4 protein-coding genes are annotated in these 4,764 nt (G+C 32.1%); all 4 read right to left on the bottom strand.

Annotated elements, in window-relative coordinates; genetic code table 11:
• Positions 1 to 113: 113 nt before the first annotated feature.
• On the bottom strand, positions 114 to 1,163 hold the full coding sequence (locus ACKI67_RS06715) for a M42 family metallopeptidase (protein WP_407462684.1): 1,050 nt from the start codon (positions 1,161 to 1,163) through the stop codon (positions 114 to 116).
• A gap of 80 nt (positions 1,164 to 1,243) precedes the next feature.
• Positions 1,244 to 1,912, bottom strand: a complete 669-nt coding sequence (locus tag ACKI67_RS06710) for an NTP transferase domain-containing protein (protein WP_407462683.1) — start codon at positions 1,910 to 1,912, stop codon at positions 1,244 to 1,246.
• Positions 1,913 to 1,944: 32 nt separating this feature from the next.
• Positions 1,945 to 3,111 carry a hypothetical protein gene (locus ACKI67_RS06705; protein ID WP_407462682.1) on the bottom strand — a complete coding sequence of 389 codons (1,167 nt, stop codon included), beginning with the start codon at positions 3,109 to 3,111 and terminating at the stop codon, positions 1,945 to 1,947.
• Positions 3,112 to 3,294: 183 nt separating this feature from the next.
• Positions 3,295 to 4,596 carry a Mur ligase family protein gene (locus ACKI67_RS06700; RefSeq protein ID WP_407462680.1) on the bottom strand — a complete coding sequence of 434 codons (1,302 nt, stop codon included), beginning with the start codon at positions 4,594 to 4,596 and terminating at the stop codon, positions 3,295 to 3,297.
• Positions 4,597 to 4,764: the final 168 nt, after the last annotated feature.

Below are 4,764 nucleotides of genomic sequence, written 5' to 3'. Positions count from 1 at the left end.
TGTAACATTTTTGATAAAAATAGTGATAAAAGTTTACTAAAATAATTCATTAATTTAAAATAAAAAAAGAAAAAAAGAGATAGAATAATTAATTATTCTATATATTAAAATATCTATTCTAAACTGTTGATAGCAGCAACAATCAATTTGATTGTGTTTTCAACGTCTTCCATACTTGCTACACTAACAGTTGTGTGTATGTATCTTGTAGGAACAGATAAAACACCAGTAGGAATACCTTCTCTAGTAAGGTGAATAGCTGAACCATCAGTTGTACCGCCATCACTCACTTCAAGTTGGTATGGAATTTCTTCCTTATCACCAGTATTTAAAAGTAAATCTCTAATGGCCTTAGGAGTTATGATTCCTCTTCCGCTCGCATCAATTAAGATGACAGCAGGTCCTTTTCCAATCACTACAGGAGCTTCGTCAGGTTTGATTCCTGGATGATCTCCAGATAAGGTTACATCAAGAGCAAATGCCATATCTGGGTTTAATTTATAGGAAGTTACTTTAGCTCCTTTTAATCCTACTTCCTCTTGGGTTGTACCTACACCATAGACAGTAGCTTTGGAATCTACTCTTTTTAAAACTTCCATCATTACAAAACAACCAAGACGGTTATCTAAAGCCTTACACATAACTAAATCATTTGGGAATGCTTCAAACCAAGTTTTAAAAGTGATTGGGTCTCCAATAGAAACCATTTCTTCACCTTGTTCCTTGTCTTTTGCTCCAATGTCAATAAACATTTCATCAAAAGGAACAACTTTTTTTCTTTCTTCTGGTTTAGTAACATGAGGTGGTTTGGATCCGATTACACCGGTTACGTCACCGTTTTTGGAATGAATTACAACAGTTTGATTCATTAGCATTTGGTCATTGATTCCACCAATGGTTGAGAATCTTACAAATCCATTATCATCAATATATCTTACCATTAAACCTATTTCATCCATGTGAGCTGCAAGCATTACTTTAGGTCCTTTTTTAGAAGAACCTTTCTTTGTAGCGATTACATTACCCATAGCATCAGTTTCAATCTCATCAGCTACATCTTTTAATTCTCTTTTAATAATCTCTGCAATGTTTTCCTCAAAACCAGAGATACCTGGAGTCATACAAAGTTCTTCTACTAATTTAATTTCCTTTTCAAAAGACATATTTTCACCATGTATAGTTTATATTAGTTTTTAACTATTTTTTAATAAATTTATAATTAATAAATTATTAGATTAAAATTTTATAAAATACTTTCGTATTCACTGTAATGATTGATATTGATCAATTCATTTGGATGGTTTTCCTCAACTCCATAGAAATCAAAGCCATCAGCAAAGATTTCCCTTAAAATTGGATTTAAGTTGTCATCCTTATCCTTTAGATATTTGATCAATTCCTTTCTGTCTGCTGCAAAAGGCATTCCCAAGCCTACTGCACTATCCAATTTACCAATTTCAATTCTTCTAAGTACGGAAATGGTTTTTTTAGGATTTTCACTATTGATGATAGTGTCAATGATATTGTTAAAGGTTTTTGTGCTTACTGTAGGCTGATCTCCTGTTACACATAATGCAATATCTGAAGATATATTTTGAAGACCATTCAATAAGGAAACAGAAAGACCTACATCAACAGGATCATTTATAACAATTTTTAACCTATCATCATGAATATTATCAATAAAAGGCAATATTTCTTCACTGTAATGACCAAGAACTACTGTACATTCATCGATATTGTCAGTATTCAATACATTGCGAATTGTTGTTTCAATGACTGTATTTGAATATTCCTTAGAGTTTAATGGAAGTGTAAGTTTATTTTGCAAAGGAATGTTCATTTCTTCCTGGTCTTTTCTCATTCTAGAATTTTTTCCAGCTGCAGTGATTACTGCTGAGATTGTAAGCATAATATTACCTTAAATAATGATTTTTTAAAGATTTAATTATTTGTAGTATTTGTACTGTTTGTACTATTTGTACTATTTGTATTGTTAGCTATGTAACTATTAGGAATTAATTCATAAACATTAGTATAAATTCTCATACCTGCACCAGAACCTTCTGTCCACATTTGTATCTTAATTGGATATTTGAGTGTGTTATTGATTTTAATTCCAGTGGAAGGACTGAAACCATAAAGCACTGCATCACGACCTGAATCCATACCAACAGGTAATGCAAATCCAAGGGACAATACAGCATTTCTTAATGATCTTGCAGGTGGACATACACCATGTGTAGCCATTCCGGATTCTGCATCCTTTTCAGGAATAGCACTGAAACCGATTCTATCTCTTCCACAACCTTTCGCATTAGCTGGAATTATTGTACCGTTCCATGCTTTTACGAATTGTTTAGCGTTATATTCCCTATTTGCATCGTTGTATTGTGGGTGTGAATCCAAATAGGTGTATGTGCTTGCAACTTTGGTTTCTGTGTAATTGTTACCGTATACAAGTACAGGAGAACCGGTAGGATATTTAATTGAGTAATCGTAAGCTTCTGGGAAATGTTCTCTAAGCATATCTGGAGAAATGTAGGTTCTGTTGTCATTAATACCTGCTACACAGTATTCCAATGTATATTTGGAACCTTGACCGTAATGGTTGTACCAGTATTTTAATGTTTCAGCATTAACCACATCACCAGGAACTGTATCATTGTCCATAGTTTTTGGGTCTATATGACCAACAGTTTGGTTGGTTCTATTGTTGATGACATCAATTCCATCAGGGACAATTTTAGCTTGTAGATATGGGCTGTTATATCCCCATACAAACTCTGCTGGAGGAATTACTGTGATTTGGTTATCATCAACTCTAACATATCCAGGACCTTCAAATTCATCAACAATACCATCATTGCTGACATTTCCTGATAGGATTTTTGATGATGGAGTAGGAACAGCACCTGTAGCTACTGCAAAAAATGCATCAGAGAATTCTCCATTACCTATCTGTTCAAATACTGATCCCAGATTTGCTACAATAGGATATTTGTTAATCTTATTCTTATCTATTATATTATCTCCTGCAAATACTGTAGTACCATTATCATATTTTGAAATTTCATTCATATTTTGTTGTTGGGTAGTAATAGTTGCCATGGAGATAGGTACTAAAACAATAATTATTGCTAATAAAGCAATAAATATCTTAAATGAATTTCTTTTCATTAAACTATCTGAGCTAATACTTACACTTCCTTTTTTTGCATTTTATTATAATAATTTGATAAATATCATTTTGTTTATTTTAAATTGAATCATTGTTTAAACAATAATTTGTTTTTAACTATTACAGGAATCGCAAATCTGTCTTAACCTATCCTGTATCTTTATGATTGTTTCTTGGCCATTTCCTCCGATTAGAATAGCAGGATCATGTGAGAACTCAGCTACAAAGGCAATAATTTCATCAAGATTATTTGCTATTTCAACTCTTCCATTATAATCTAAACTGTTTAGTCTGTATTTTGCTTGATCTAATGTATCCTCTAATCCTGGGAAGAGAATTATTGCTTCCGGATTGGCATCAACAACTTCATTTAGAATATCGAACCTGTGATTTTCATTATGTCTTGGAGTTCCAACAAAAATTGCTGTGAAATCAACTTCTTCCAATAATGGTTTAATTGCATCTGAATTATCAGATTTTCCTATATAGATTTCACAATCATTCAATTTCAATACTTCCAATCTGCCTTTAACAGGTTCAAACTTCTCTAAAGTATTTTTAATTATATTTTCATCAATTTCAAAAGCATTATCATCAATGTATTTAGCAACGGTTTCACTAAGACCTGCATTTAACTTGTTGAATCTGCCGAAAAGATTCAAATCATAGCTTGTTTCATCATATTCTATTGTAAGTTTTGAAACTTCCTTAAATTCCTCTTTAAACTCTTGATTATTATTGATAAAGATTGTTTTATCCTTAAAGAATCCTTTTAGGGAGTTTTTATAGCCTTCCATAGAACCATGGACATTCATATGGTCATTGCCCATATTAGTCAATGCAATCAAATCAAAGTCGAAACAATGACTGCAGAAACCTACTGTCATATCACACACTTCAACAAGCAGGACATCATATTCATTTGGATCTGCTTCAAGAATAAGGTCATAGTAACCTTCAAATCCACCACCTGCATTGCCTCCGACCAATACATTCTTACCTGCATTTTCAAGGATTTCCTTGATCATTGTAACTGTGGTGGTTTTTCCATTGGTTCCTGTAACACCAATGGTAAACATATTTCTATGGTCTGTTTTAACATCACAAAGAAGCTTGCATGAGTTTTTATAATGTTCTGCAAGTTTGCTTCCCCAAATGCTTGGGCTTAAAACAACTGCATCACAGGAATCTACCTTTTCTTGGTCATTGAATCCCAAATCAATAGATAATTTGTCTTTAATAAAGCTGACTTTATCTTTTTGAGGGGAAATGTCAACACCTGCAAGGGATATAGGCAAATTATCCAGACTTATATTTACATTTAAATCTGTGGCATAAACTTCCCAATTGTGTTTCAATAAGGAATTTAAAGCTTTTTTACCTTCAACACCTAAACCGATAACAGCTGCTTTCATGATTTCACTTTTGAATTTGAATTATTTTTATCTGATAAAATTTATAATTTATAAAAAATTGATAAATCTTAAGAGAGAAAAGATTAAAAAAACACTTATTTTTTAACCTTTCTTTATATAAATAATCTAGTAATCGATTATATGTATATATCTCTGTATATTCTTATT

Source organism: Methanobrevibacter sp., from assembly GCF_045577275.1.
In the GTDB taxonomy this organism is placed as follows: Archaea; Methanobacteriota; Methanobacteria; order Methanobacteriales; family Methanobacteriaceae; genus Methanobrevibacter.
This window is presented reverse-complemented; position numbering and strand designations above follow the sequence as displayed.

Coding starts and splice junctions, on each gene's coding strand:
- ACKI67_RS06715 (WP_407462684.1), bottom strand. CDS start 1,163: ATGTCTTTTGAAAAGGAAATTAAATTAGTAGAAGAACTTTGTATGACT.
- ACKI67_RS06710 (WP_407462683.1), bottom strand. CDS start 1,912: ATGCTTACAATCTCAGCAGTAATCACTGCAGCTGGAAAAAATTCTAGA.
- ACKI67_RS06705 (WP_407462682.1), bottom strand. CDS start 3,111: ATGGCAACTATTACTACCCAACAACAAAATATGAATGAAATTTCAAAA.
- ACKI67_RS06700 (WP_407462680.1), bottom strand. CDS start 4,596: ATGAAAGCAGCTGTTATCGGTTTAGGTGTTGAAGGTAAAAAAGCTTTA.